General features: G+C 67.8%; 22 protein-coding genes. 10 read left to right on the forward strand and 12 right to left on the reverse strand.

Annotation, left to right across the window (positions count from 1 at the left end):
• Positions 1–225: 225 nt before the first annotated feature.
• The 3 genes from G6O54_RS32490 (at position 226) to G6O54_RS32500 (ending at position 4,055) form a co-directional block, all read left to right on the forward strand.
• Positions 226–2,190, forward strand: a complete 1,965-nt coding sequence (locus G6O54_RS32490) for a redoxin domain-containing protein (RefSeq protein WP_165233541.1) — start codon at positions 226–228, stop codon at positions 2,188–2,190.
• Positions 2,191–2,458: 268 nt separating this feature from the next.
• Positions 2,459–2,947 carry a type IV pilin protein gene (locus tag G6O54_RS32495; protein WP_304511163.1) on the forward strand — a complete coding sequence of 163 codons (489 nt, stop codon included), beginning with the start codon at positions 2,459–2,461 and terminating at the stop codon, positions 2,945–2,947.
• Between the two features lie 211 nt (positions 2,948–3,158).
• Complete coding sequence (locus G6O54_RS32500; RefSeq protein ID WP_250847193.1) at positions 3,159–4,055, forward strand: aminotransferase class IV; 897 nt, start codon at positions 3,159–3,161, stop codon at positions 4,053–4,055.
• 50 nt (positions 4,056–4,105) lie between these two features.
• On the opposite strand, the gene G6O54_RS32505 is transcribed toward G6O54_RS32500, so the two are convergent.
• From G6O54_RS32505 to G6O54_RS32535, 7 genes are all read right to left on the reverse strand, one after another.
• Complete coding sequence (locus G6O54_RS32505; protein WP_165233544.1) at positions 4,106–4,612, reverse strand: hypothetical protein; 507 nt, start codon at positions 4,610–4,612, stop codon at positions 4,106–4,108.
• A 157-nt stretch (positions 4,613–4,769) separates the two neighbouring features.
• The gene (locus G6O54_RS32510) at positions 4,770–5,873 is read right to left on the reverse strand and encodes an ABC transporter permease (RefSeq protein ID WP_165233547.1); all 1,104 of its coding nucleotides are present in this window, start codon (positions 5,871–5,873) and stop codon (positions 4,770–4,772) included.
• Positions 5,874–5,924: 51 nt separating this feature from the next.
• Complete coding sequence (locus G6O54_RS32515; RefSeq protein WP_165233549.1) at positions 5,925–6,935, reverse strand: ABC transporter ATP-binding protein; 1,011 nt, start codon at positions 6,933–6,935, stop codon at positions 5,925–5,927.
• Positions 6,936–6,990: 55 nt separating this feature from the next.
• The gene (locus tag G6O54_RS32520) at positions 6,991–8,277 is read right to left on the reverse strand and encodes a glucose-1-phosphate adenylyltransferase (protein ID WP_165233552.1); all 1,287 of its coding nucleotides are present in this window, start codon (positions 8,275–8,277) and stop codon (positions 6,991–6,993) included.
• Positions 8,278–8,549: 272 nt separating this feature from the next.
• On the reverse strand, positions 8,550–8,873 hold the full coding sequence (locus G6O54_RS32525) for a DUF6793 family protein (RefSeq protein WP_165233555.1): 324 nt from the start codon (positions 8,871–8,873) through the stop codon (positions 8,550–8,552).
• A gap of 151 nt (positions 8,874–9,024) precedes the next feature.
• Positions 9,025–10,437 (reverse strand): efflux RND transporter periplasmic adaptor subunit, encoded by a 1,413-nt coding sequence (locus G6O54_RS32530; RefSeq protein WP_165233558.1) that lies wholly within the window; start codon positions 10,435–10,437, stop codon positions 9,025–9,027.
• A complete protein-coding gene (locus tag G6O54_RS32535; RefSeq protein ID WP_165233561.1) occupies positions 10,434–13,721 on the reverse strand; it encodes an efflux RND transporter permease subunit in 3,288 nt (1,095 codons plus the stop codon). The genes G6O54_RS32530 and G6O54_RS32535 overlap by 4 nt, the downstream gene beginning before the upstream one ends.
• A 239-nt stretch (positions 13,722–13,960) precedes the next feature.
• Here G6O54_RS32535 and G6O54_RS32540 point away from each other — a divergent pair, with 239 nt between their 5' ends.
• The 4 genes from G6O54_RS32540 to G6O54_RS32555 all read left to right on the forward strand — a co-directional run bounded on the left by G6O54_RS32540 (position 13,961) and on the right by G6O54_RS32555 (position 17,248).
• Positions 13,961–14,110 (forward strand): hypothetical protein, encoded by a 150-nt coding sequence (locus tag G6O54_RS32540; protein ID WP_165233564.1) that lies wholly within the window; start codon positions 13,961–13,963, stop codon positions 14,108–14,110.
• Positions 14,111–14,466: 356 nt separating this feature from the next.
• Complete coding sequence (locus G6O54_RS32545) at positions 14,467–14,676, forward strand: hypothetical protein (RefSeq protein ID WP_165233566.1); 210 nt, start codon at positions 14,467–14,469, stop codon at positions 14,674–14,676.
• Between the two features lie 112 nt (positions 14,677–14,788).
• On the forward strand, positions 14,789–15,844 hold the full coding sequence (locus tag G6O54_RS32550) for a DUF1559 domain-containing protein (protein WP_165233597.1): 1,056 nt from the start codon (positions 14,789–14,791) through the stop codon (positions 15,842–15,844).
• A 333-nt stretch (positions 15,845–16,177) separates the two neighbouring features.
• Positions 16,178–17,248: a DUF1559 domain-containing protein gene (locus G6O54_RS32555; RefSeq protein WP_165233600.1), complete on the forward strand. Its 1,071-nt coding sequence runs from the start codon at positions 16,178–16,180 to the stop codon at positions 17,246–17,248.
• 19 nt (positions 17,249–17,267) lie between these two features.
• Here G6O54_RS32555 and G6O54_RS32560 read toward each other — a convergent pair whose 3' ends face one another.
• Both G6O54_RS32560 and G6O54_RS32565 read right to left on the reverse strand, forming a co-directional pair.
• Complete coding sequence (locus tag G6O54_RS32560) at positions 17,268–19,016, reverse strand: LamG-like jellyroll fold domain-containing protein (protein ID WP_165233569.1); 1,749 nt, start codon at positions 19,014–19,016, stop codon at positions 17,268–17,270.
• A complete protein-coding gene (locus G6O54_RS32565) occupies positions 19,013–19,570 on the reverse strand; it encodes a sigma-70 family RNA polymerase sigma factor (RefSeq protein ID WP_165233573.1) in 558 nt (185 codons plus the stop codon). The genes G6O54_RS32560 and G6O54_RS32565 overlap by 4 nt, the downstream gene beginning before the upstream one ends.
• A 327-nt stretch (positions 19,571–19,897) precedes the next feature.
• Here G6O54_RS32565 and G6O54_RS32570 point away from each other — a divergent pair, with 327 nt between their 5' ends.
• On the forward strand, positions 19,898–20,530 hold the full coding sequence (locus tag G6O54_RS32570; RefSeq protein ID WP_165233576.1) for a DUF1294 domain-containing protein: 633 nt from the start codon (positions 19,898–19,900) through the stop codon (positions 20,528–20,530).
• Between the two features lie 77 nt (positions 20,531–20,607).
• On the opposite strand, the gene G6O54_RS32575 is transcribed toward G6O54_RS32570, so the two are convergent.
• The 3 genes from G6O54_RS32575 to G6O54_RS32585 all read right to left on the reverse strand — a co-directional run bounded on the left by G6O54_RS32575 (position 20,608) and on the right by G6O54_RS32585 (position 23,926).
• Positions 20,608–21,405, reverse strand: coding sequence for a zinc ribbon domain-containing protein (locus G6O54_RS32575; protein ID WP_165233579.1), 798 nt, complete (start codon positions 21,403–21,405; stop codon positions 20,608–20,610).
• Positions 21,406–21,800: 395 nt separating this feature from the next.
• Entirely contained in the window at positions 21,801–23,522 is a 1,722-nt protein-coding gene (locus G6O54_RS32580) for a M3 family oligoendopeptidase (protein WP_165233582.1), read from the reverse strand.
• 56 nt (positions 23,523–23,578) lie between these two features.
• Entirely contained in the window at positions 23,579–23,926 is a 348-nt protein-coding gene (locus G6O54_RS32585) for a hypothetical protein (protein ID WP_250847194.1), read from the reverse strand.
• Positions 23,927–24,155: 229 nt separating this feature from the next.
• Between G6O54_RS32585 and G6O54_RS32590 the strand changes: the two genes are divergently transcribed.
• Positions 24,156–25,199 (forward strand): TIM barrel protein, encoded by a 1,044-nt coding sequence (locus G6O54_RS32590; protein WP_165233585.1) that lies wholly within the window; start codon positions 24,156–24,158, stop codon positions 25,197–25,199.
• 119 nt (positions 25,200–25,318) lie between these two features.
• Complete coding sequence (locus G6O54_RS32595) at positions 25,319–25,627, forward strand: hypothetical protein (protein ID WP_165233588.1); 309 nt, start codon at positions 25,319–25,321, stop codon at positions 25,625–25,627.
• Positions 25,628–25,743 lie beyond the last annotated feature (116 nt).

A 25,743-nucleotide genomic window follows, 5' to 3' on the forward strand; every position in this document is an offset into this window, starting at 1 on the left:
ACGCGCACGGCGTTTCGGGGTCAACTCTCCGCTCAGAATGCGACACTACGGCCTGGCCGACTTCAGTCGCGCGTCCGTATTGCCGATGAGGATGGCAGCGATGGAGCGGATTGCGCTCGTTCTGCCGGATCTGCGTGCCGGGGCGGGGGGAGGATAGGAAATCTCCCCAGATGGATGGAAAGCTCCGGCCGGTTCCCGCGGGTGCCGGTCAAAAAGGAGAGGCTCATGCGGAGTCTGCGGTGTTCCGTGGCCGTCCTGGGATTGCTCGTCTGCGTCGCGCCCTCAAGCCGCGCGGCCGGCCCCGGTCCCAAGGACCTGCTCAAATTCCGCCCGATGCAGGCGGGCGTGGATTACGACATCCCCGCGGATCAGGCGGCGATCGACGCCTGCAAGGTCGAGATGGTCACCGATGGCCAGAAGCGGAACATCGGCTACGCCCTCCGCGACGGGCAGGGGAAGCTGCTCCGGCGGTTCGTGATCACCAACGGCGGCAAGAGCCTGAACCAGTGGAGCTACTACCAGGACGGCTTCGAGGTCTACCGCGAGCATGATCAGGACGGCGACCGCGCCCCGGACGAGTGCCGATGGCTGAACGGGGGCGGCACGCGGGTGGGCCTGATCAAGGCGGGCAAGATTGTCGGCTGGAAGCGGATCTCCGCCGAGGAGGCCTCCAAGGTCCTGGTCCTGGCGCTGGCCACCCGCGACACCGGCCTGCTCGAGTCCCTGATGGCGACCCCGGCCGAGCTCGCCGAGGCCGGCGTGCCGGCCGAGATCGCCGACAAGGTCACCGCCGGGGCGGCCAAGCGTGCCGAGGCGGTCGAGGCGCTCATCCAGGGCCTCGCGGGCTGGACGCCCAAGACGGTCTGGAACCGGTTCGACGGCACCTATCCCCACGTCATCCCGGCCGATCCTTCGCTGGGCATCAAGGCGGATATCGTCCTCTACGAGAACGCGGTCGTGTTCGCCGGCGCCACGGCGCCGGCCGGCGCCCCGGCCCCGGCCGCCAAGGTCTCGTTCCTGCAGGTCCCGGAGATGATCAAGCTGGGCGAGGCCTGGAAGTTCGTCGAGCTCCCCCGCGCGGTGGACCCGGAGAAGCCGGTCGTGGCCTCCGCGGGCGGCATCCGCGCGGCGATCTTCGACACCGCCGGCGCCGGTCCCCAGCGCGACGAGGCCATGGAGACCGCCCTCAAGGCCCTGGCCGATTACGACAAGGCCAACGGCCAGCTCCAGGCCGGTGAGAAGAAGGACCTCGCGCGATTCCACGTCGGCCGCGTCCCGCTCCTGAACGCGATCGTGAAGGTCGCGAAGGAGCCGGAAGACCAGGTCAGCTACCGCAAGCAGATCGTGGACAGCCTGATCGCCGCCTACCAGACCGGCGCCTACCCCAAGGCCCGCCAGGTCCTGGACGGGATCATCGAGGAGGGGACGCGAGTCTCGTCCTACGCGGCCTACCGCATCATCGGCGCCGAGTTCGGGATGCGGAACGAGGAGCCCGGCTCCAACTTCCTGGCCAACCAGAAGAAGTGGATGGGCGACCTGGAGGCGTTCCTGGCGAAGTTCGGCAAGTCGGACGAGGCGGCCGAGGTCTGGCTCCAGCTCGGCAGCTCCAACGAGTTCAACGCCGAGGAAGACAAGGCGAGGCAGGACTACACGAAGCTCGTCGAGAGTTTTCCAGACACCCCATCCGGCAAGAAAGCAGCCGGTGCGCTGAAGCGGCTGGACCTGGTGGGCAAGGCGGCCTCGATCAAGGGAACGACCTTGACGGGCGAGACCCTGGATACGGCCGCGTTGCAGGGCAAGACGGTGCTGGTGGTCTTCTGGGCATCGTGGGGCGGCCAGATGGTCCGCCGCGAGATGCCCGACCTCGTCAAGCTCCAGGAGAAGTTCCAGGCCAAGGGCCTGACCGTCGTCGGCGTCAGCCTCGACAACGAGAAGGCCGACCTGGAGGCGTTCCTGAAGGAGAACAAGGTGGGCTGGCCACAGGTCTTCGAGCCCGGCGGCATCGACAGCCGACTGGCCACCGAGTACGGGATCATCTCCCTGCCCACGATGTTCCTGATCGACGCCCAGGGCAAGGTCGTCAACCGGAACCTCCGGACGGCCTCCGAGGTGGAGCGGCAGCTCGAGAAGCTCGCCTCCCAGAAGGCCTCCGCGGGCGTGGCGGCGGCCGGCGAGACCACGGAGCGCTGACGGCGACGCGGCGACGCCCTCGGGCTGTCGTCGGCATCCCGATCGACGATGCGAGGCCGCCTCCGGGCGGCCTCGTCGCGTTGGTGGGCCCGAGAGTCCCGTTGCATTTCCGCCGCACTCTCGCCGTATCAGGAACCGATGCCTCGGAGCGATGGCCTAAGGTTTTAGTGTTCCGGCGAACGTCCGCCGGACGCCACGCCCGCCACTGGGCGACCCGGCGAGTTGGTCTCGCTGGGGAACAGGCGCATGAAACCCGGGAGGCCATCGCGTGTACTCAGAGTTTCAGAACGCTTCAGGCCGTAGAGGGCTGCGAGCTCGCAGGGGATTCACGCTCGTCGAGCTGGCCGTGGTGATCGTGATCATCGGCGTGCTGGCGGCGTTCGGCGTGCCACGGTTCCTCAAGTCGGTCGAGCGATCGAAGGCTTCGGAAGCCTTCGCCTATCTCGCGGCCGTGCGCTCGTCCCAGGAGCGATATCTCGCCCAGTATGGCGAGTATTCCTCGGACATCTCCAGGCTGGACATCCAGTATCCCGCACCGGCCTACTTCTCCATCGGGACGTTCGCCGCGGGAGGGACGGGATCCATGCAGGACTCGTGGACGTTGACGCTCACCCGCACGGGGGCCTCGGCGGGCTACGGGAATTACACCGTGATCTTCACCGATCAGGGGTATGACACGTCCTCGGGCATCCAGAGCCTCGCCGAAATCAACCCGATCAGCAACTCGTACAGCAGCGGCGGCGGATCGGGTAGCTGAGGTCGGACGCTCGGCCGAGAGGGAAGAGGGGCAGGCCGCCGGGGTGCCTCGACCCATTCGAGAACCCTCGGATCTTGCTCCTCGCCCCTCTCTCCCGAGTCCCTGACCATTGCCCGGCGCCCCGCCGCGACAGTATCCTGGCGAGTCGGTTGCAGGCCCGCGCGGATGCGGCGATGCGGCAGGGAGTTGGGAGCAAGGTTGGGGAAGGTTGATGGCCATGCAGGTCCTCGCGTGTCTGAACGGGGAGATCATGCCTGTCGAGGAGGCGAAGGTCTCGGTCTGGGATCGCGGCTTCGTCTTCGGGGATGCGGTGTATGAGGTCTTCCGCATGTATCGGGGCCGGTGCTTCCTGGAGGCGGAACACCTGGCCCGGCTGGCGCGGAGCCTGAAGGAGCTGAAGTTCCCGGGGTGCGATCTCGATCGCCTGATGGACCGGGTCCGGGCCACGATCGCGGCGAGCGGGATCCTCGAGGGGACGCTCTACGTCCAGATCACCCGAGGCGTGGCGCCGCGGTCGCACCCGTTCCCGAGCCCTCCCGTCCCGCCGACGGAGGTGATTATCGTCCGGCCGTACGACGACCGGCCGACGCAGGCGGCCCGCGAGGCGGGCGTCCGCCTGATCAGTCTCCCGGACCTGCGATGGAAGCGGTGCGACATCAAGAGCACGAACCTCCTGGCCAACGTCCTGGCCATCGAGGAGGCCCACCGCGCCGGGGCCTTCGAAGCCGTGCTGGTGGACGACGCGGGGCTCGTGACCGAGGCGACGCATAGCTCGATCCTCTGGGTCCGCGACGGGATCCTCGAAGGCACGCCCGAGGGGAACGAGATCCTCCCCGGCATGACCCGGAAGCTGGTCCTGCATCTCACGGAATCGCTGGGCATCCCGTTCCGGGGCACGCACGTCCGGCTCGAGGAGCTGAAGGGGGCCGACGAGGTGATCCTGGTGGCGACGACCAGCGAGGTCGTGCCGGTGACCCGGATCGATGACGCCGCGATCGGATCGGGCTCGCCGGGGCCGGTCGCCAAACGGCTCCACGGCGCGTACGAGGCGGCCGTGGAAGCGTGGCTGGCTCGCGAGCCGGAGGTGCCGGCCCGCCCGGTGGCCTGAATGAACAGCACGATCGAACCTCCTCCCGACGCGGCGGGAGACGACTCGGATCACGACCTCGAGCTGGATCCGTTCGCGGCCCACATGCACCGCGAACCGATGACCGGAGCGGCCGTGGAGATCCTCCTGGTCACGGACCTGGAGGACTCCGTCGCGGAGGCCGTGGCCGCTTCGATCGCGACCGCCCTCGAGGCCGAGGGGCGGGCCTCGTCGCGGAGGATCGTCCGCCCGTCCTCGTCTCCCGGGGTGGGCTTCGGCGAGCTGCTGATGCGCGAGGTCGAGACGGTCGGCCACCCCCTGGTGCTGATCACCACCGCCGTCGGGCCGTCGTCGCGGGCCCAGGTCGGGCCCCTGCTGAAGTCGATCGACGGCTGCGACCACGCCCTCGGGCGCCGGCTCTGCGGGCCGGGCGAGGAGGTCTGGAGATTCCTCAAGTCCATCCCCCGCCGGCTGGTCTTCGCGGTGCCCTTGCAGGATGTCCACACCCCTTTCCGGCTGCACCGGACCGAGAAGCTTGCGGCGATCCCGCTCCAGTCCCGCTCGTCGTTCGTGGACACGGAGATCCTCGCCAAGGCGACCTTCCTCGGGCACCTGATCGACGAGGTGGACGTCCCCCCCGAGAGCGGCGGTCTCTCCGCGAAGGGGTGGGTCTCCGACCTGATCCGGGTCTTCCGAGCGCCGACGTTTCGCAAGCCGGCGGCCGCGGCCGCCGCTTCAGTTCCAGCGGAAGATGCGGAGCGCGACGTAGAAGGTCCCGGCGGCCCAGGCGGAGAGGATGGCCAGGGCCTTCAGCACGCCCCAATCGAAGAGCCCCGCGCCGTCGAGGAGGACCAGCCTCAGGGCGTTGACGAGCTGGGTCAGCGGCAGGGCCGCGAGGAACGGCTGGGCGGCCTCGCCGAAGTTCTCGGTCGAGAAGAAGACGCCGGAGAGCAGGTACATCGGCAGCATGACGAGGTTCATCAGGCCGCTGACCGTCTCGGTGGTGGTCGCCCGGCTGGCGACGAGCAGGCCGATCCCGGCGAAGGCGAGCGCGCCCACGACGTCCACCAGGAAGAACACCAGGAGATTCCCGCGGATCGGCAGCCTGAAGGCGAGCGTGCCCAGGAGCAGGAGCGCGGAGACGTCCGGGATCAGGAACGTCAGGCGTGAGGCGAGGATGGCGCCCAGGAAGTCATGCCGCGGCATGGGCGTCGCGAGATAGCACTTCAGCAGCTTGGCGATCCGCATGTTGACCAGGAAGAAGCCGATCCCCCAGAGGCCGCCCCCCATGGCGTTGAGGCCGACCAGGCCGGGGATCAGGCGGTCGATGTAGCGGGCGCCCGGCTCGGTGACGTGGACGTCCGTGGCCCGGCCGATGTCCTTCCGCCCGGCCGCACGCTCCACGATGTCGTCCACGGACTGGCGGGCCGAGACCGACTCCGGCCGGGTGGGGTCGTAGCGGAAGGTCCACGAGTCCCGGCCCTGGGGGATGATCTCGAGGATCGACTTCCCCTTGTCGATCCGCTCGTCGGCCTCGGCACGGGAGCGGAGGGAGACGCGGACCGGGGTCGAGACCGGGCCGACCGATTCCGCCGGGGCGCCGGCGGAGGACGCGAGGCGGTCATTGTGGGCCTGGATCGCCGCCCGTATCGGCGCGGCGTCGGGGCCGTCCACCAGGTCTACCAGGATGGGCGCCGGGGGGCGGCTCTGGAAGGCGAAGCCGAGGACCGTCGCCAGCAGGAGTGGGAAGCCATAGACCCAGAAGATCCGCGCGGGCTGACGCCAGAACTCGCGGAGTCGGGCGAGATAGAGCTGGAAGAACGGGGAATTCTTGAGCATCGGGGGTCTCGTCCAGGGGAAGCCGAGGCGGTCGTCTCGTCCGCGATCGGATCAGCGACGGGCACGCCCGCGGCGGGGGCGCGGCCTGGGGCCGTGCGGCTCCTCGGCGTCGTCCCGGAGATGCCGGCCGGTCAGGGAGACGAAGACGTCCTCGAGGCTGACCTGCCGCGTGGTCAGGCGGGCGAGGGGCCGTGCCATCGTCTCCAGCTCGTCGAGCAGGGCCGGGATGGCACGATGGGGCTCCGAGACGGTCAGCGCGAAGCCCTCGTCGTCCTTCCGCGCCTCGAGCACCGAGTCGAGGCCGGCGAAGGCCGAGGGCTCCGGGCCGGGTGCGGGGGCCTCGCCGTTTCCGGCCAGCGCGAACTCGACGATGTGGGCGGCGCCGATCCGGTCGATCAGCTCGCGGGGCGAGCCCATCGCGATGATCTTGCCGTGGTCGATGATCGCGACCCGGTCGCAGAGGCGCTCGGCCTCGTCCATGTAGTGGGTCGTCAGCAGGACCGTCCGGTTGCGGCTCTTGAGGTCGCGGATCACGTCCCAGAGCTGCCGCCGGGATTGCGGGTCCAGGCCGGTGGTCGGCTCGTCCAGGAAGAGGAGCTCCGGGTCGCCCACCAGGGCGATGGCCACCGCCAGCCGCTGCTGCTGGCCGCCGGAGAGCTGCTCGATGAGGGCATTGGCCTTCGATTCCAGCGAGACCCGGGCGATGGCGTCCTCCACGGTCAGGCCGTCGCGGTAGAAGCTCCGGAAGACGACCAGGAGCTCGCGGACGGTCTCCTTGTCCGGGAATCGCGTCTCCTGGAGGGTGACGCCGATCCGCTCGCGGATGGCGACCGCGTCGTGCTCCCAGCGGCGGCCGAGGACCTCGACGTCGCCTGAGGTGGGCCGGTTGAGCCCCTCCAGGATCTCCACGGTCGTGGTCTTGCCGGCGCCGTTGGGGCCGAGCAGGCCGAAGCACTCGCCGGTGAGGATCTCCAGGTCGATGCCGTCGACGGCGAGCACCGGGCCGTCGCGGCCCGGGTATTGCTTGCGCAATTCCTTGACGCGGATGGCCCGATCGGACATGGATGAACCTGCTCCCTTCGCCTTGTTTCCCGCGGGATGATCCGTCATGGGGCGGTCAGATCGTGAGCCCCTCGCGGAGGATCATGCCCTTGGGGATGACGGTCACGCCGTCGCGGATGACGTGCGTGGGCATCTCGTCGGAATCGACGATGCCGGTGTCGTTGAGGATCCGCACGCCCTTGCCGATGCGGACGTCCTTGTCGACGATCGCCCGCTCGATGACCGAACCGGCAGCGATCCCGACCCGGGGCCGGCCGAGGCGCTGGTTCTCGTCGAGGTGCCGCTGCTGCTCGTAGAAGTCGGTCCCCATCACGTACGAGTCGCGGATCGTCACGCCCTCGCCGATGATCGAGCGGACGCCGATCACCGAGTTCTCGATCACGGCCCCCTTGCCGATGACGCAGCCGTCGGAGATCAGGCTGTCCTTGATGGTCGCGCCGGCGACCTTGGAGCAGGGGAGGTAGCGGGGCCGCGTGAAGACGGGCTGCTCGCCGTAGGTGAAGTCGAACGACGGATGGTCGCGGGTCAGGTCGATGTTGGCCTGATGGAACGCGCCGACGGTCCCGATGTCCTCCCAGTAGCCGTCGAAGAGGTGGGCCTGGACCCGCTCGCGGGCGATCGTCTGGGGGAGGATCTCGTGGCCGAAGTCGGTGGCGTCGCTCGCCTCGAGGATCTCGATCAGGGCCCTGGCGTTGAACAGGTAGATGCCCATGCTGGCGAGGTAGGGGCGGCCCTCGGCCTTGAGGCCCAGCCGCTCCAGCCAGCTCGGGTCGGTGCGGACCCGGTTGAGCTTCTCCTGCGTCTTGGGCTTCTCCTCGAAGTCGATGATCCGCCCGTCCGCCTGGATCCGCATGATGCCGCAGGCCCGGGCCTCGGCCTCGGCGACCGGCAGCGCCGCGATCGTCACGAGGGCCTTGTTCTCCAGGTGGGTGCGGATCATGTCCTGGAAGTTCATCCGATAGAGCTGGTCGCCGGAGAGGATCAGCACCAGGTCGTAGTTCCGGTCCATGTAGTGGGGGATGTTGCGGCGGACGGCGTCCGCGGTCCCCTGATACCACGACTCGTACTGCATCGTCTGCTGGGCCGCCAGGATCTCCACGAAGCCGCCGTTGAAGGGATCAAACTTGTAGGTATTGTAAATATGGCGATGCAAGCTCACGGAGTTGAACTGGGTGAGCACGAAGATCTGCTGCAGGCCGGAGTGGATGCAGTTGGATACCGGGATGTCGATCAGTCGATACTTCCCGGCGATCGGCACCGCCGGCTTGCTGCGAGATTTCGTCAGGGGGAACAGCCGGGTGCCGCGCCCTCCGCCGAGGATCAGGGAGATGACCCGAGGCATTTCACGCCTCCTTCGCTGATGGAGACAGGCCCTCGTCCGGAACCGCAATGGCCGCCAGCCGCAGGCAGAGTTACACGTCGACGCCACTCATCGTAACCGCCCCTGCGAGCGACCGCGAGATGATGGCGGCACCCGGGCCGCAATCGGGCGGGAGGTGGCATTCGAGGGCGGGCGGGAATGTCTGCCCCCCCGGATTGATCGCCATGAGAATCCGGAGGACAGGCATTCCCGACTGTCCCATCGCCGACCCGACAATTCGACCGTGGAAGGCCCTACCAGCCCCGCGACATGTTGGACTCGACCGCCTTGCGTGCGCCTTCCAGGTCCGTCCCGGTGGCCTGCATGTACAGCCGGACCGCGTGGAGCTTGTCGCCGGCCGCCTTGGCCAGGCAGTCGCGGGCGACGTGGCAGGGATCCGAGTCGCCCTGGATGCCGAGCAGCTTCTTGGAGATGACCCACGCGTCGCGCGGGCGGTGGACGACGCGGAGGATCTCCTCGGTCGGGTAATTCGTGCTCGCGAACGCCCGCGCCGAATCCGTATCCTCGGCGCACGCGATCATGATATGAGACGTGGTCTCGACCTCGAATAGGGGCATGATTCTGATCCCTTTCTTGACAGTTCCTCGGACAGGGACAGAACGAGGCGCGGCCTGCCGCCGCGGCCCGACCAGTAGCTCAAGGGATCGTACTCCGGCCGGCCGGCCCGGTCAAAGGGGGAGGCGATGCCGGCGCCGCGGCCGATCGTTACTACTGGACCGGCATCCCGGTGTCGACGATCTGCAGGTCCTCGAAGAGCTGCGCCAGGATCAGGCTGCCGTTGGTGGCGACGGTCTCGCCGGCGTTGAGTCCGCCGGCGATCACGACGAAGTTGCTGTTCTCCTGGGCCACGGTCACCTTGCGGCGCTCGAAGTGATCGGCGCCGCCGCCGGGATCGGGCCGGCGGACGAAGACGTATTCGGAGCCGTTGATGACCACCAGGGCCAGCCGGGGGATCACCGTCTGTCCCTTCACCGGCGGGATCTCGAGGACCACCTTGACGAGCATGTCCGACTTGAGCACGCCGCCGGGGTTGCGGATCGAGGCCCGGATCTGCACGGCCCGGGTCTCCCGCGACACCTCGCTCGAGATGTATTCCACGTGGCCCCGGGTGGTCTGCTGGAGGAACGGGAAGCGGATCTCCAGGTCCTGGTTGACCGCGACCTTGGCCTGGTCGACCTCGTAGACGTTGGCGAACACCCAGAGGTGCTCCACCGGGGCGATGACCATCAGGATGTCGTTCTCGTCGTAGAAGTTCCCCGGGACCGCCTCGCGCTGGATCACGATCCCGTCCACCCGCGACTTGAGCGTCATCTTGGCCTTGTTGGCGACCGTGCCGAAGTCCTGCTCGCCCGTGGGCATGTCGTTGAGGTGCTGAAGCAGCGGATCGACGTCCTCGTCGGGGACGGCCAGGATCCGGAGCTTGTCCCGGGACTGGACGAAGTCGAGGTGGCTCTTGTTCTCGGCGTTGCGGTCGTCGATGTAGGTCTGCTGCGAGACCGCGCCCTCGGTGACGAGCTTCTCGTGCAGCTTCAGGACGCGGAGGTCGCGCTGCCACTGGACGTACTTGGTCTGGAAGTCGCTCTTGGCCGCGGCGAGGTCCACGCTGTTCAGCTCCAGGAGCGGATCCCCCTTGTGGATGACCTGGCCGGGGACGGCGTGCACCCGCTCCACCAGGGTGTCGAATCGCGGCCGCAGCTTGTGGAGCGAGTTCGGGTCGTAGGCCGTCCGTCCCGTCAGCTCCAGCCGCATCGGCTCGGCCTGGGCCTCAACCTTCACGAGCTGGAGGCCGATGGCCTTGGCCTGGGCCCCGTCCACGACCACCGTGCCGCCCCAGGTCTGGTCCGCGGCCGGCTTCGCGGGCACCGGCTCGGCGGGGGGAGGTTCGGGAGATTTGACGCCGACCCGTTGCTCGAGATAGCTCAGCGCCTCGCCGAGGTCTCGAGACGAGGGGACCCCCTTGTTCCGATAGTACAGGAACGCGCCGACCCCTGCCGCGACGGCGAGTGTCGCCAGCACGAGCTTGCCCCAGGGGAGGCCCCGTCGCGCGGGGCCGCGTCGCCCCCCCAACTGGGACGTCTCGGACGCATCCGGGCGTGCCGGCTGATGGTCCACGGTGGTCATGATCGGTGATCCTCGTTTCCGTTGCCGTTCGAATCGGCCAGGAGGCGGTCGTCGATCTGGGACCCCTCGACGAGCTCCGCCGGATCCCCGGCCACGCCGCGCCGGCCGGGGAAATAAGTGTAGAGGACGGGCATCAGGAACTGGGTCAGGAGCATGTTCACGAGCATCCCGCCGACGACCACCACGGCCAGCGGCTTCTGCGCCTGCGACCCGATCGAGTTCGCCATCGCGGCCGGCAGCAGGCCCAGGACGGCCGTCAGCGAGGTCATCACCACCGGCCGGAGCCGGAGCTCCGCGCCCCGGATCACGGCCTCGCGGACGGGGAGTCCCACGGTTCGCATCTGGTTGAAGTACGAGATCAGCAGCACGCCGTTCTGCACGGCCACCCCGAAGATCGATACGAAGCCGACCGCCGCCGAGATCGAGAACGGCATCCCCGTCAGCTTCAGGCTCCAGACGCCGCCCATCGTCGCCGTGAGCACGTTGAGGATCACGAGGAAGGCGTCCTTGATCGACTTGAACGCCGTGTAGAGGAGCAGCATGATCAGCCCGATCGAGATCGGCACGATCCAGAGCAGCCGCTGGTTGGCCTCCTCCATCTGGGCGAACTCGCCCGACCATTCCAGGCGGTAGCCCTCGTCCTCCGGCAGGCGGACCCCCGTCGTCGGGTCGTTCACCCGCCGCTGCGCCTCGCCGATGGCCGTCGCCAGGTCCACCCCCCGGACGCTGAACTTGATGGGGATGTAGCGCTGGTTGTTCTCCCGGTAGATGTACGAGGCCCCGGGCTCGTGGGCGTTGATGGTGGCGAGCTGCGAGAGCGGGATCCGACCCGGCCGCTGCCCGTCCGCCGCCGGCGCGATCTCGATGTGGAGCCGGCTGATCACCTCGGGATCGTCCCGCATCTCCAGGGGCAGCCGCAGGACGATGTCGAAGAGCTTCTCCCCCTCCACCATCTGGGAGAAGGCCCGGCCGCCGACGGCGACCTGGACCACGGACTCCACGTCGGCCACGTTCACCCCATAGCGGGCGCAGGCGCGGCGGTCGATCCGGATGATCAGGTTGGGCTGGCCGATGATGTGGAACATCCCCACGTTCTCGATCCCGTGCACGCCCCGGAGCGCCCCCATCACCTTCTGGGCGTAATCCTCCAGCCGCTTCAGGTCGCTGCCGAAGAGCTTGATCGAATTGGCCCCCTTCACGCCCGAGAGCGCCTCCTCCACGTTGTCCCGGATGAGCTGCGAGAAGTTGAAATCGACGCCCGGGTACGCCTTGAACTTCTCCGCCAGCTCGTCCTGGATCTTCTCCCGCGTCACCCCGGGCCGCCATTCCTCCATCGGGCGGAGCGGGGCGTTGAACTCGAGGTTGAAGAAGCTGGTCACGTCGGTGCCGTCGTCGGGCCGGCCGATCTGCGACATCACGGCGCGGATCTCGGGGATGGACGCGATCGTCTCGCGGAGCCGGGGGGCCAGCCTGGCTGCGCTCTCCAGCGAGACGGTCCGCGGCAGCACGGCCCGGATCCAGAGGTTCCCCTCCTCGAGCTGGGGCATGAACTCGCCCCCGAGCGTGGGGATCATCGCGGCCGTGACCGCCAGCAGCAGGCCGATCACCAGCAGCGACGTCACCCGGTGCCTGAGCACGAACACCAGCGACCGCACGTAGACGGCCTTGAGGGCCCGGTCGACGATCGTGTCCTTCTCCTCGCTCTTGTTCTTGAAGAAGAACGAGCAGAGGACCGGGGCCAGCGTCACGGCGATCGTCAGCGCCCCGCAGATGGCGAAGGCGTAGGTCTTGGCCATCGGGCCGAATAGGGCACCCTCCGGCCCGGTCATGGCGAAGAGCGGCAGGAAGGCGCAGACGATGATCATCGTGGAGAAGAAGAGGGCACGCTCGATCTCGTGCGAGGCCTCCGCGATCCGCGAGATGAGCGGCCGGCTGCGGTCGGCGTCGTGGGCCGTGATGTGGCGGTAGATGTTCTCCACGATGATCACGGAGCTGTCCACGATGATCCCGAAGTCCACCGCCCCGATCGACAGCAGGTTGGCCGATTCGCCCTGGACGAACAGCACCGAGATCGAGAAGAGGAGCGCCAGCGGGATCACGAGCGCCACGATCACCGCGCTGGTAAGGTCGCCCAGGAAGACGAAGAGCACCGTCCCCACCAGGACCATGCCCACGACGAGGTTGTGCAGGACGTTGTGGGTGGTGACCTCCACGAGGTCGGCCCGCTGGTTGAAGACCCGCAGCGACATCCCGCGCGGGAGTAGATGCCGGCGCTCGATCTCCTTCAGCTTGTCGCCGACGGCGTTGGCGACGACCAGCGACTTCTCATATTTCCGCATCAGGACGATGCCCTCGACGACGTCGTCCTCGTCGAGCCAGCCCGTGACGCCGTCCTTCTCCTTGAGGATCCGCCCGGCCTTGCCGAGCCGGGGCCGGTGGCCGATCTCCACCTTGGCGACCTGGCGGACGTAGATCGGCTCCCCGCCGCGGGAGGTGATCACGACGTTCTGGATGTCCTCCAACTTGTCCGCCTCGATCCGGTACGACTGGTCGATGTTCGACGGGTCGAGCGGGTCCACGCCCTCGCCGAGCAGCCCGAGCGCGCGGACGTTGTGCGACTGCCCCCCCATGGTGAGGATGTCGCCGCCGACGTTCGCGTTCGACCGGTTGATGGCGTCCTCGACGTCGGCGAGCGTGACGTTGTACTGGTGGAGCAGCCTCGGGTCGATGAGGACCTGGTACTGCTTCACCGTGCCGCCGAAGCCGGTGACGTCGATCACGCCCGGCACCCGCCGGAGCTCGCGGTTGAGCACCCAGTCCTGGACCGACTTGAGCTGGTTGGTCGTGTAGCCGGGACCTTCCAGGACGTAGCGGACGATCTCCCCGGTGGGGCTCCACGGCGAGAGCCGCGGGCGGACGCCCGCCGGCAGGTCGACGTCCGAGATCCGGTTGATGACCTCCTGCCGCGCCGACCATGGGTTGGTGCCGTAGGCGAACTGGCACTTGATGTCGGTCAGCCCGGCGATCGAGGTGCTCCGGAGGTCCTCGAGCCCCGGCATCCCGTTGAGCGCGGTCTCCAGCGGCACGGCGACGAGCCGCTCCATCTCCTCCGGCCCGGCGCCCGGGTTCTGGGCGATGATCTCGACAAGCGGCGGCGTCGGGTCGGGGTAGGCCTCGACGTTGAGGTTCCTCGCCGAGTGCACGCCCATGCCGACGAGCGCGAGGACTCCCAGGATGACGATGAGCCGATTGCTCAGGCTCCAGGAGATGATCGCATGGACCATGTCTGCCGGTTCCTTGGCCGGTGCCCAGGGCCGCATCCGGGTGCGGCCGGGCTTAGGGAGGTTTGGTCGAGGATCCGGGCACGAAGCGAGGCCGGAATCCGGCGGAGCCCTGGGCCGGACCGGCCATTGCACGTCGCGGGGAAACCACCGCGCCAGGGCCCATCATAAGCCTCCGGCGGGAATCTCTCAATTCCATGCCGGGACAACACCTGCGACCGTTTCCACGCTCCCGCACTTCGGTGACAAGCACGCGAAGCGGCCCCCCCCTGGATGTGACCGTCGAAGGGATCGCCCTCGACGACCAGGTCGGGGCCTTCCTGAACCAGGCGACGGTCGACTACCCCCAAACCACCGCCCTCCGGAACAAGTCCTGCGGCCCGGCGGCGTGACTTGCACCAACTTGGCTTGGCTTCGCGACGATCGCCGCCGCCGGCCTCTGCCGATCTCGTTCCCGAAGGGCCGGCTGAGTGCGTGACCGATGGTCCGCCGACAGGGGCGAGGGGACCGGGTATCCGGGATCAGAAGAATTTTGTTCTCCGCGTGTCAAGAATGGCCGCATCCGGCGAATCATGTATTCGAAGGGTCACTCTGCGAAGGGCCATCGCTCCCTTGCAGGGTGTGCCGAGGAGTCGCTCGTTCTCCTCGGTGAGGTGATTACCTCTGATCCTCACTCATCGTCGCTTGCAGGTCTCGCCGGGGGTCGAGTCGTTCGATCACGATCCCGGGTCAAGGAGTTCGTAAGCCCATGCGCGCATTCTTCTTGCTGGCCACCGGGCTCGTCACCGCGTTCGTCATGATCTCGACGACGGGCTGCGGATCGGGGAGCACCGAGGTCGGCGGCGTCAGCCCCGAATTCCGGAAGGCCGACCTGGCCTCGCAGAAGGCGATGATGGAGGCCATGAAGGCGATGCAGCCGCAGAAGAAGTCCAAAACCCGGGCCCACGCCGGCTCCTGATCGCGCGGCCGGGGGCCGACGTCCTCCGTCCGGGTCCGCTCCGAGCCGAGCCCTGCCGGAGCTTGCAATGATCCCGCACCATCACCTCGATTGAATCGAATGGGAGGATTCCATGCGCGCCAGACGTGCCGGTTTTACGCTGATCGAGCTCCTCGTCGTCATCGCCATCATCGCGGTCCTGATCGCACTCCTGCTGCCCGCCGTGCAGTCGGCCCGGGAGGCGGCGCGACGGGCGCAGTGCATCAACAACCTCAAGCAAATCGGCCTGGCGCTGCACAACTATCACCAGTCGGTCGGCGCGTTCCCGATGATGAATAGCGCCGCCTACTCGAACGTGCCGCCGAACAACGACAACTTCACCACCTGGGGGGTCTTCGGCGCCCACGCGTTCCTGCTGCCGTACCTGGAGCAATCGCCGATCTTCAACGCCTGCAACTTCGACTTCGGCTCGTATCCGCGCGGGGCCGTGAACTCGGACATGACCTGGACGAACCTGACGGTCTGGAACACGAAGCTCGCGGCGTTCATCTGCCCGTCGGACGGCATGTCCGGCCAGGACAACATCTGCAACTACATGGGGAACGCCGGGACCGGGACCAACCTCTGGTCCTCGAGCGACTCCAACGGCCTGTTCTGCCAGAATCGGACCTACTCGATCGCCACCGTGATTGACGGGACCTCGAACACGATCGCCGCGACGGAGGCCGTGGTGGGAGCATCGGGACCCCCTCAGAAGTACCGCTGGTACAAGTCGGGGATGAACTCGGGCCTGGTCGGCGACCCGACGGTCTACATGCGAGACGCCAGGCAGAACCTGCCGGCGGTGATGAAGGTGGTCCAGCAGTGCCAGCAGTCGATCACCGCTCCGAGCAACTTCTCGAACAAGGGGTATCGGTGGCAGGTGGGCGCGCCCGGGTTCACGATGACGAACATCATCCTGACGCCCAACCCGTCCTACACGTTCTCCACCTGCCGGTGGGACTGCAACGACTCCTGCGGCGTGGATTTCGGACAGATCCAGACGGTCACCAGCCTTCATCCCGGCGGGGTCAATGTCGCGTTCGCGGACGGATCGGTGAAATTCATCAAGGACAGTATCAACCAGGCTACATGGATGTCGCTCGGTTCGAGGGACGGCGGCGAGGTGGTCTCGAGCGATGGTTACTGACTGGGCGGTCGAATCGATGCAGGTGGGGAGTTGCCGCCGAGGGCGGATATCGGGTAAATGAAGGTCATGTGCGGACGATCTGCGGTCCCCAACATGGCCCGAACACCCCGAGCCGCCGGCGCGCCGGGCGGGAGCACGGCCCGGGCCGACACCTGCCGGCCCCGTCCGACCGCATCGGGACCGGAGCGGGCGACACTCCGTCGCCCCTTTCCGTCAGGCCGGCACCCGTCCGTCGATCGAGGAGCGGTGCGCGGGCTGCCGTCCATCCGACACCATGGCCCCTCGCGGCGACCCGAGGGCTTGTGGAGTTTCCGGCGACCCTCCCGGCCGAAGATGCCGACCGACCGCCCGCCGCGAAGGCGGACCGCGGCGTTCACCCTCATTGAGCTGATGGTGGTCATCGCCGTTTTCGCCCTCCTCATCGCGCTCTCGCTGCCCGCCCTCAAGGCGGCTCGCGAGTCGTCTCGCCACGTCCAGTGCATCAACAACCTGAGGCAGATTGGGCTGGTCCTGCACAACTATCACCAGTCGATCGGGTCGTTCCCGATGATGAACGGGGCGGCCTATTCGAACGTGCCGCCGAACAACGACAACTTCACCACCTGGGGCGTCTTCGGCGCCCACACGTTCCTGCTGCCCTACCTGGAGCAGTCGCCGATCTATAACGCCTGCAACTTCGACTTCGGCTCGTATCCGCGCGGGGCCGTGAACTCGGACATGACCTGGACGAACCTGACGGTCTGGAACACGAAGCTCGCGGCGTTCATCTGCCCGTCGGACGGCATGTCGGGCTTGGACAACATCTGCAACTACATGGGGAACGCCGGGACCGGCACCAACCTCTGGTCCTCGACCGATTCCAACGGGCTCTTCTGCCAGAATCGGACCTACTCGATATCCACCGTGATTGATGGGGCCTCGAACACGATTGCGATGACGGAATCCCTGGTGGGGGCATCGGGCACGGAGAAGTACCGCTGGTTCAAATCGGCGATGAACCCGGAGCTGGTCCGCGACAAGACGGTGTATCTGGGGGATGCGAGGCAGAACCTGCCGGCGGTGATGAAGGTGGTCCAGCAGTGTGAGGCGTCGATCGCCTCCCCGAGCAACTTCTCGAACAAGGGGTATCGGTGGCAGGTGGGCGCGCCCGGGTTCACGATGACGAACATCATCCTGACGCCCAACCCGTCCTGCACGTTCTCCACCTGCCGGTGGGACTGCAACGACTCCTGCGGCGTGGATTTCGGCCAGATCCACACCGTCAACAGCAATCATCCCGGAGGGGTGAATGTCGGATTCGTCGACGGCTCGGTGAGATTCGTCAGGGACGGCATCCATCAAGCGGTCTGGATGGCGATGGGATCGCGGAACGGGGGAGAGGTGATCTCTCCCCCGCACGACTGACGGAGCCCGGCCTCCAGCCCTACGGCGAGGCGAGCGGTGGCCTGGCCACGCCCGCCACGTTACCCAGGCGGAAATGCTCTCGGATCTCCTCGGCGGTGAGGGGGCGGTCGTAGATCGCCAGCTCGTCGAGCTGGCCCACGAACGAACCTCCCTCGGGCGGGCTCGAGGCGTCGTCGTCGCGGCCGTCCGCGCCGGCCGGCACATCCGCCGTGCGCCCCCCGATCGTCAGATGGCAGGGGACATCCGAGGTGGCGAGCTCCAGCCGGCACGAGTTCTCTCTTTCGCCGTTGACGTAGAGTTCCGCCACGCGACCATCCTGCTGCGCCACGACGTGATACCACTGCCGAGGGCGATAGCGGCTCCCGGAATAGAGGTTCGTCCCGAGGTCCGGAGCCAGGGGGTGGCATCTCAGGATCCGGATCGCGTCGGGCCTGGTCAATGGCCTGGGGAAGAACGGCGTGGTCTCGACCAGGAACGCCGGCGCGGTGTGAGTTGGTGGTCCCTCGCCGCCGGGGGGCGTCGATGGATAGAGGCCGACCAGCAACCCGCGATCGGCGCCCTCGGTCAGGAACCAGAACTCCACCGCGTAGCCTGGCCCGGAGAGGAACGTCCACACCCCGTCGCCGGAGATGGACCGGCCCGGGGCCCGGGGGGGGAGGATCGCGAACCCGTTCCCCTTGACGGCCCGCGACAGGCGGACAGGCTCGCGGATCCTCAAGGGAGGGCCCCCGGAGACCTCGTTGGCGATCGCGTCATCCCGCCGGGCCTCGAATCGCCAGTAGGCGGTGGGACGTGACCGGCGGATCGCTTCCGTGTAGGCAGGGTCGAGGGGCAGCATCGGGGCGTCCAGGTCGGGGGCTTCCAGGAAGGCATCGGCCCGGACCGAAGCCTCGATGATGCGGCCTGCCGTCGGATTCAGCTCGTAGTCCCGGGACGAATCCATGTGCAGGACCTGCCTGGGAGTGCCGGTCGGATCGAGGATCGCGGCTTCCACGGCCCCCTCGAACACGCGAACCTGCGATCGCCCGTTCGCCATGACGTTCATGGCGAACTCGGTCCCGAGATCGGTCACGGCCGCGCCTTCCGTCCCCACCACGAACCCTTCGGCGCCGGCGGGGACCCTCGCCCGGAGCCTGCCTTGCCGGCAGAAGGTCCGGGTCATCGAGACCAGTTCGATGTCCGCGGGGCCCTCGAACGTGAGCAGGACGCCGCTATGGAACTGGAGCACGGCCCGGCCCGATTCCAGTCGCAACCGGCTTGCCGGCACCAGGGTCCCTTCCAGGAGCTGGCTGCTCCGGGAGCTCGCCCATCGAGTGGCGTCCAGCTTCAGGATCATCGCCAGGCCGGGAGGGCCGTCGATGTCGGGCCTGGACGGCCCCGCATCGAAGGTGGGCCGGAAACGAGACACGATCAGGACGTAGGCGACGAGCCCGATGGCAAGTGCCGCCGCGATCCCCATCCGCACCGGGGCCCGAAGTCGCCGCCACGTGGGCGCGTGACTGCGGACCCGCTCCATGATCCGTTCTTCGTCCTCGAATTCGGGCGAGTCGATTCGGGGGCCCCATCCGATCTCCTCGGACAACTCCAGCCAGCGCGGCTCGGGAGACTGCACCGCCTTGAGCATCCCGAGCATCCGGATCTCGGCGACGAAGTCGTCCTGGAATGCCTCGTCCCGATCCAATCGCTCGTGCAGCGCATCGAGCCGTTCGGGGGCGGCTTCTCCCCCGCGGAATGCGGCGAGCAGCTCCATCAGGTCCTGTTCCATCATTTCATCGCCTTCCGGACGCACTCGCGGAGGAGTTGATTGGCTCGATAGTGAAGGCTATAGACCGCACCCAGGGTCGTGTTCAGGTTCTCGGCCAGGTCGGTGGGCTTGCTGCCATCGAGTCCCGCCCGGACGATGTGCCTCATCCGGTCCGGAAGCTTGCTGATGCACTGGAGGAGCAACTCGATCGAATCCTCCCCGTCGCCCTGGACCGCCACCTCGAGCTTCTTCTCGGTAGTCCGTACGACCAGCTCCTTGAACCGGCCCATCGCCCTGTTCCGGCGGGTCGTCTTGCGGAAATGCTGGTACACCTTGTTCCTGGCGATGCCCCGGAGCCAGGCCCCGAAGTCATCGCCCTGCCGGAACTCATGGAGCCCCCGATAGGCGGCGAGGAAGACCTCCTGGGCCAGGTCGTCCACGTCATCGAGGTGATGGACCTGCGCGGCGATGTAGCTGCGGATGCCGAGCGAGTACTTGCGGATGACCTTCCGGTATGCTTCCTTGTTCCCCCGCAGAACCTCCGCAACGGTCTCGGCAACCTCATCGCTCTGCAGCATGTCGAGTGATCCCGAAATGGAACGAAACGCCGAGATGGGTTTGCCAGTCCGTCGGCACTCGGGGGACGTCGTCCGGCGCGTCGCCAGGGTCCCTGCCCGGTTCGCAGGTGAAGGTCTGGAGATGATCCCCCCGATCGATGAGCCGATCCTAATCCGCCGTCCCAGTAAGCTCAAGGGCATGACGTTCGGCAGATGCCGTCCGATGGTTCATCTGCCCGATTTGCCGTCCCCTCGACCTGCGAACAACCCGGATCCGCTCCTGGTATCATGCGGCGGATTCGTGGGGACAATCCCCAGGCTTTCCCTCTGCACGAAGGCGGCCGAACGATGCGACTCGACGGAACGATCCGGGACTGGAACGACGAACGAGGCTTCGGTTTCATCTCCCCGGCGCGAGGCGGCGCGGACGTCTTCTTTCACATCAAGGCGTTCGACGCGGAAGGCGGGCGCCCCCAGGTCGGACAGGCCGTCAGCTTCGAAGTCGAACAGGACCTGGGAGGGAAGACTCGCGCCGCGGCCGTGCGGTCCGTCCATCGCGGTCGTTCGGCGCCTGCTCCCGTCCCGGCCCAGGCTCGTGGGATCGAGGCCAGGCGTCGATGGGGCACGCCCGGCGATCTTGCCATCCCGGCCTTTCTCGTCCTGTATCTGGTGGCCGTGTTCCTCTGGCAAGTTCCCCACTGGGTGGCCGGCGTCTACCTCGTTGCGAGCGTACTGGCCTTCGTGATCTATGGCCTGGACAAGGCCGCCGCGCGGGCCAACACGCGGCGCGTCCCCGAGTCCACGCTGCTGGCGATCGGCCTCCTCGGGGGCTGGCCGGGAGCCCGCATCGCCCAGCAGGTGTTCCGGCACAAGACGAGCAAGACCTCGTTCCAGGTCGCCTTTTGGATAACCGTTGTGCTCAACGTCGCCGCCTTCCTCGTGCTCTTCTCGCCGCTCGCCCGTCGCGATCAGTCGCTCTGACTGGAAGCTCGACGTGGCACGGACGGACGATCGCAACGACTTCCGGCCCGGCGACACGGACGATCAACAGCGACGTCTCATCGCACGGCCTCAGGGAACCCGTTGCGGGGCCCGCCCGGGAAACGTCGGGGAGCGGCCGAGTGTTGCATCATCTCTCGGCGGAACTGGTCCACGGCCTCTTGCTGGGACTGGATCTCCTTCTGCACGGAGGCGGCGGCCTGTTGCTCCTGGGCTCGCCTGGCGGCCTCACGCGCGGCATGGATGGCCGTCGGTAGCGCGCCGATCCAGATGGCCGACAGTCCCGCACAGGCCGTGATGGAGAGGATCCAGGCGGCCTGGCCGCCGCCGCTCTCGCCCGCGAAGGCTCGCCGGTTGCCCCCCAGGAAGCTGATGAACGCGCCGATCACCGACACCACCGTGAGCAGGATCGCGGGCACGGAGATGACCATGGCAATCAGGTAGACGATCCCGCCGATCATCCGCGTCGCCGGTGGGATCATCAGGCCAATCCCCCCGATCATGCCGGCCACCATCGCGCCCGTGAAGAGGCAGGCCTGCCCCCGCAGGGTGAGGTTCCAGGGCTCGCCGGCCCGCCGTTTCTTCCCCTTGCCGGACGGCTTGACTCGGCGCGGCACCGGCTCGTCGTCGACCTCGGCCTCGCGGCGGGGCGGCATCGCCACTGCGGCCGGGGGGGAGGCCGGCTCGTCGTCGAGCCCGAACCGTTCCTCGAACTTCGGCATGGTCGGGGCGCTCGACCTGGCACCCGGAATCCGGATCGTCACGCCGCAGTCCTTGCAGCGGCCCATCTTCCCGGCCAGCGACGCATCGATCGTGTGCGGCTTGCCACACGTGGGGCACGTGAATCGGAGCTTCATCAGGAGTGTCCCTCGCGTCCTCGACGCTCGCCCGTGGCCGGCGCCGAGGTAGAGAGGAAGAAAGGGCGACCCGGCTCCGACGTCGGAGTCGTCCGGGGCCGCAGGGACGGATCGGGATTGAGATCGAATCGACCGCGGCGATGCGCGGGCTCAATCATCGATTCCCGCAAGAGTCAGTATCGGTCCGCCACGGGATCGAGTCCAGGGCGTCCCTCGCCGGCGCACGGGAAAGCCGTCCCTGATGGCTCCGTGCTCTCCGAACATCCAGAAACGGGGTTGAAGGGCAGGCAGGAACGCCTGCCCCCCCCTATCTCTGGACGGGGGACGGGCGTCCCTGCCTGCCCCGTGGCCGACCGCACGAGGAAGCCGTGACAAAGCGCCAGGTTCACGATGCCTCAGGGGGCGAGCTTCGAAAGCTCGTCGCCGATCGCGGTCATCAACGGTGAGATCAGCGCCTCGTCGAAGCCGAGGCGGGCCTCGGCGGCGGCGAAGAGGTCCGGCAGCTTGCGGGCGCCACCCAGGGCCAGGGCGTGCTTGTAGGCGGCCACGGCGCCGGCCGGATCGGTGAGGCTCCGGTGCCAGAGCTGGAGCGCGCCGAGCTGGGCGATCCCGTACTCGATGTAATAGAACGGGTACAGGAAGATGTGGAGCTGGCGTTGCCACGAATGATCGCGGGCGTCCTCGTGGCCGGTCCAGTCGACGAGCCCGCCGAAGCGGTCCATGAGGCCCCGCCAGGCAGCCTTCCGCTCGTCGCGGGTGTGGCCGGGATGGCTGTAGAGCCAGTGCTGGAAGGCATCGACGGTCGCGATCCAGGGCAGGATCAGGACGATCCCTTCCAGGAGCTTGCGGTTCGAGCGATCGGCCTCGGCCGGCTCGTAGAACGGGTGCAGATGCCGCGCCCCGAACAGCTCCATGGTCATCGAGGCGACCTCGCAGAACTCGAGCGGCGCGCCGCGGTAGGCGGCCAGGGTCTCGCCGCGGGCGGCCAGGGTGTGGAAGGCGTGGCCCCCCTCGTGGAGCAGGGTCCGGACGTCGCCGTCGAGCCCCACGGCGTTCATGAAGATGAACGGGACGCGGTCCACCTCGAACGTCGTCTGATACCCGCCGGGTGCCTTCCCCTTGCGGTTGGCCAGGTCGAGGAGGTTCTGCGACCGCATGAAAGCAAACTGGGCGCCGAGCTCCGGGTCGATCTCGCGGAAGATCCGCTCGGACCCCTCGGCCAGGCGGGAGACGTCGTCGAAGGGCTTCAGCGGCGGGCGGCCCAGGGAGTCCACCGCCGTGTCCCAGGGGCGGAGCCGATCGAGCTTCAGGGCCTCGCGATGCTCCCGCTGGATCGTCCGGGCGAGCGGCACGACGACCTTCTCCACGGCGTCGTGGAACCTGTACGCGTCGGCCACGCCGTAGTCGAATCGATCCCGATCCCGGTAGGCGTAATCGACGTAGCTGTCGAATCCGGCCTCCGTCGCGACCTCGCCGCGGAGGGACAGCATCTGGTCGAAGAGGTCGTCGAGCGCCTCCTTGTCCCGGAGCCGGCGGGCGGCGCAGAGCTCCCACGACTCCTGGCGGACGGCGCGGTCGGTCTGCTCCAGGTAGGGGGACATCTGCGCCAGCGTCTTCTCCTGGCCGTCGTAGGTGACGGTCATGGCGCCGATGGCCTTCTGGTACTGCTGGCCGAGCTCCGCGAGCTTCGTCTCGCGGGGGATGTTCGCCTCACGAAAGAGGCTGCGGCGGTTCTCCTCGGCGCGGTCGAAGACCTCGTAACGGCCGGGCGGGAGCTGCGCGCGGAACGGCGAATCGAGGTAGCGGTTGCGGGCCTCGTTCCAGAGCGGCTTGAGGTTGGGCTCGATGTCGCGGACGAAGGAGAGATAGGCCTCCTCGCGGGCCGGGTCGTCGGTCTGGCAGGTCATCGCGACGTACCGCTTGGATCCTTCCTGCCCGACGGCCGCGTTCAGCTCGTCGGCCGCGGCCATCCACGCCTCAAGGTCGGCGACCGAGGCGATCGGCATCGCCAGGAGCTTGCGATACCAGGGCTCGATCTGGTCCCAGGTCTTCAGCTCGGTCCCTTCCGGCAGCCAGGTCGAGGGGAATTTGTCGGGAGAGTAGGTGCTCTGTGTCATGGTTGGGTTCGAATCCGTTCCGATCCGGAGGTCTCACCGGAGGGGGCTCACTGCGGTCAGGGTAAGGCCGCCCGGACGAGCCAGGCGCCGACGAAGAGCCAGAGCGACATGACGCCCGTGGCGAGGACGAGCACGAAGGTGGTGGCGGCGACCGCCTGCCCGTGCTGGAGGAGTCCCCGGGCCATGCCGAGGGCGCCGATGGTCTGGAACAGGGCCATGATCGCCGTCGTGCCGAGGATGACCTCGCCGAGCCCCGTCACGAAGACGATGAGGGCGACGCAGCCCACCGGATCGCGGGCGATGGCCATGACGAGGCCCAGCATCAGGATGATCGCGCTGAGGTGCCAGAGCCGCATCGGGAGTCCGCCCGGTGTGATCGAGCCGCGTGGGGCCGCCGTCGGCATCCCCGCCCGTCGCGGGCACGATCCGGCCGGCAAGAGAATCTTCCCCGGCCGAAGATCTCCGTGTCAACGGGGCCTGATCGGCGACGCCCGGCGGACGGCCGGAGGGCCCCGATTCGGTCCTCCCGGCAAGGGCGGTACGGTGCGTCCCCGCCGCTACCGTCTTGCCTCGCGTGGTCCGTTGCGATGGGATATCTGGGTCCGCAGACCTTTCCCCTGGAGATCGAGCCCGATGCGTCCCACCGAAACAACCTACCGCTTCTCCTTCGGCCCCTGGAACATCAGCACGGGCGCCGACCCGTTCGGCCCGCCGGTCCGGCCCGACATGGAGTACGCCCGGAAGCTCCGCGCCTACAAGGAGCTCGGCTTCGACGCGGTGCAGTTCCACGACGACGACGTCGTCCCCGCCGACCTCGACTGGCCGAGTGCCCAGAAGCGCATCGCCGAGGTCAAGAAGATCCTCGACGGCGAGGGCCTGTTCGTCGAGATCATCGCCCCGAGGCTCTGGGAAGACCCCCGGACGATCGACGGCGGGTTCACCTCGAACAACCCGGCCGAGCGGCAGTACGCCATCGATCGGGCCAAGCGGACGGCGGACGTCGGCCGCGAGATCGGCTGCAAGAACTACGTCCTCTGGCTGGCCCGCGAGGGCACCTACATCCGCGAGGCCAAGGACGCGAAGACGGGCGTCGCCCGGATCGTCGACGCCTGGAACGCGATCCTCGAGCACGACCCGGACATCCGCGTGCTGGGCGAGGCCAAGCCCAACGAACCGATGGACTCCGCCTACCTGCCCACGGTCGGCCACATGATGGCCATCGGCTACAAGACGATCGACCCCGCGCGGTCGGGCGTGCTCATCGAGAGTGCCCACTCGATCCTCGCCGGGCTCGACCCGTCGGACGACATGGCCTTCGCGCTCTACCACGGCAAGCTCTGGAGCGTCCACCTGAACGACCAGAACGGCCTGAAATATGACCAGGACAAGGTGTTCGGCTCGGTGGACCTGCGGCGGGCGTTCAACACGGTCTGGGTCCTGGAGAAGAACGGCTTCGGCCGGAACGGCGAGTGCGTGGGCCTGGACGTCAAGGCCATGCGGACGACCTCGTTCGAGGAGTCGACGTATCACCTCGCCCATTCGAAGACCCTGTTCCTCCGCCTGCTGGACATCGTCCGCAGCGTCGACGAGGCCAAGGTCGAGGCCTTCCGCAAGAACCGCCAGTATGAACAGCTCGAGATGTACATCCTCAACATGCTGATGGGGAAGGCGAGTTGAGGTCGACTCGCTCCGGCTCTCCGTTCTCATCCGGAGGGCCGGAGGGCGGGGCGGGAGCGATTCCATGGGCGGTTTCTACGGCTCGGTCCAGGTCCGGACGACCGACCGGATTCGGGTTCGTGGCCGAGAGCAATCGCGGCGAGGTCTGGCGCGAAGGGCGAGTTTACGATCTCGTGCATGACGCCGGCCGCAATCGGCTCCTGCTCGCGGGCCTGGACGGCCGGGTCCGATTCCTCGACCTTGCTTCCGGCCGCTCCGGAGTCCTCCTGGAGCCACTCGGGCTTCCGCCGATCTTCCGAGTGGGGCTGTCGCGTGACGGTGCGACGCTGGCCCTGACCTGCGACCCGGATATGCATGTCCGGGGCGCGAACAGGCGCTCGCCGATGCTCCAGTTCTGGGATGTCGGGGCCATCTCCGCGGCGCCGTGAACCTCGGCCTTGACGGCCCGCAGCCGAGGCCTAACGCCAATACCGTTCAACGAAGGGTGGGGCACACGGGCTTCGGCAGGGTCTCAAACCGCGATGGTACGAGACCGAGGTCAACG

This window comes from Aquisphaera insulae, assembly GCF_011064615.1.
GTDB lineage: Bacteria > Planctomycetota > Planctomycetia > Isosphaerales > Isosphaeraceae > Aquisphaera > Aquisphaera insulae.